General features: G+C 67.3%; 2 protein-coding genes. Both read right to left on the bottom strand.

Translation table 11 applies throughout. The annotated features are described in order from the left end of the window. Positions 1-539: HdeD family acid-resistance protein (locus ACO1BU_RS37040; RefSeq protein WP_424140852.1), on the bottom strand; the 539-nt coding region annotated here is incomplete at its 3' end. Positions 540-560: 21 nt separating this feature from the next. Next, on the bottom strand, positions 561-2,093 hold a 1,533-nt coding region (locus tag ACO1BU_RS37035; RefSeq protein WP_424140851.1), incomplete at its 5' end, for an AAA family ATPase.

The raw sequence follows: 2,093 nt of genomic DNA, 5'->3' as shown, positions 1-2,093 counted from the left end.
AGCAACGCAGCGCCAAAGAGCAGAGCGTAGGCCCCGAGCCAGGCTGTCATGACGAGAGCCCCTGTCGCCGGAGCGCAGGCCAGCAGCACGCCCCAAAGGAGCGAAACAAGACCAGCAAGCCCCAGAACCCACTTGCCGTGGCTCCGATGAAGGCTGCCCGAGGCGGCCAGCATGGCCGCCCCGGACAGAATGGCCCAGGCGGCACTCAGGTAGACGAAGGCCATGAGCGTGGCATCCGGGGCCCAGAAGGCGATCACCCCGGCGCCAATACCCAGGAGGCCCTCGATCACGAGCGGCCACCAGCGTTCGTGCTCCCGCGCGGCTCGGGTCGCGGCGACGATCGCCAGGACGCCGTCGACCAGGGTGTACGCGCCGAAGCCAAGGACCAGGGCGCGCGCCGTGATACCCGGCAGGAACAGAGCGGTTATGCCGAGCAGCAGTGCCAGCGCGCCGCGGAGGGCAACGGCCCACCAGTTCCGCGCGAGCAGCGCACTCATCTGCTCACTGCGGGCGCTTGAGGCGAAGAACCAATCACGCATGATCAGAAGCCTCCCCTTATCTCAAGCGGCCCTCGGGGTGACCTCCTCCACATGGATCGGCGGAATGATGGCCAACCCATGGTCGGTGGCACTCACATGGACCCTGTCACCGTCGCGAATGTCTCCAGTCAGGATCATCTCCGCCAGCGTGTTCTGCAGCTCACGTTGGATGACGCGCTTCAGAGGACGGGCACCGTAGGTCGGGTCGTAGCCTGCCTCGGCCAGCCACTCGAGCGCGCCGCGATCGACGTCGAGGGTGATCTTGCGGTCGCCGAGCAGCTTACGCAAACGCCCGAGCTGGATGTCGACGATGTTCGCCATGTCGGCGCGCTGCAGGCGACGGAACAGGACGATCTCATCCAGGCGGTTCAGGAATTCCGGCCGGAAGTGCCGCCGCACCACCGCCATCACCTGGCCCTGCACCAGGGCGGAATCCTCACCGTCCGGCTGAGCCGCGAGAACATCGCTGCCGAGATTGCTGGTCAGCACGATGATGGTGTTCTTGAAGTCGACGGTCCGGCCCTGCCCGTCCGTCAGGCGGCCGTCATCGAGCACCTGCAGCAGGATGTTGAAGACGTCCTCATGCGCCTTCTCCACTTCGTCGAACAGGATCACCTGATAGGGACGGCGCCGCACGGCCTCGGTCAGCACGCCGCCCTCGTCGTAGCCGACATAGCCCGGAGGCGCGCCGATCAGGCGGGAGACGCTGTGCTTCTCCATGAACTCGCTCATGTCGACGCGCACCATCGCCCGCTCGTCGTCGAACAGGAACTCCGCCAGGGCCTTGCAGGTCTCGGTCTTGCCGACACCCGTGGGGCCGAGGAACAGGAAGCTGCCGATCGGACGGTTCGGGTCCTGCAGCCCCGCCCGGGCACGCCGGACGGCATGGGCGACCGCGCGCAGGGCCTCTTCCTGGCCGACCACGCGGCGGCGCAGTTCGTCCTCCATGCGCAGCAGCTTGGCCCGTTCGCCCTCCAGCATCCGGTCCACCGGCACGCCGGTCCAGCGGGAGACCACCGCGGCGATCTGCTCCTCGGTCACGGCTTCGTTGACCAGCTTGCCCTCGCCCTGGCTGCTGGCGATCTTCTTCTCCAGATCCGGGATTGCGCCGTAGAGCAGTTGCGAAGCCCGGGCGAGGTCGCCCTGGCGCTGCGCGACCTCGACCTCGCTGCGAGCCTGATCGAGCTGCTCCTTGAGCTTCTGCGTCTCGGTCAGCTTCGCCTTCTCGGCCTGCCACGCCGCCGTCAGCGCGTCGGACTGCTCCTCAAGCTCGGCCAGCTCCTTTTCCAGCTTCTCGAGGCGGTCCCGGGAGGCCGGGTCATTCTCCTTCCGCAGCGCTTCGCGCTCGATCTTGAGCTGCATGAGGCGGCGATCGAGCTCGTCGAGCTCCTCGGGCTTGCTGTCCACCTGCATGCGCAGCCGGCTCGCCGCCTCGTCCACCAGGTCAATGGCCTTATCCGGCAGGAAGCGGTCCGTGATGTAGCGGTTGGAGAGCGTCGCCGCCGCGACCAGGGCGGAATCGCTGATCCGCACGCCGTGATGCGTCTCGTACTT

The organism is Roseomonas chloroacetimidivorans, assembly GCF_049629625.1.
Classification (GTDB): Bacteria; Pseudomonadota; Alphaproteobacteria; order Acetobacterales; family Acetobacteraceae; genus Roseomonas; species Roseomonas chloroacetimidivorans.
The sequence above is the reverse complement of the archived record's forward strand: the minus strand, read 5'-3'. Positions and strand labels throughout refer to the sequence as shown.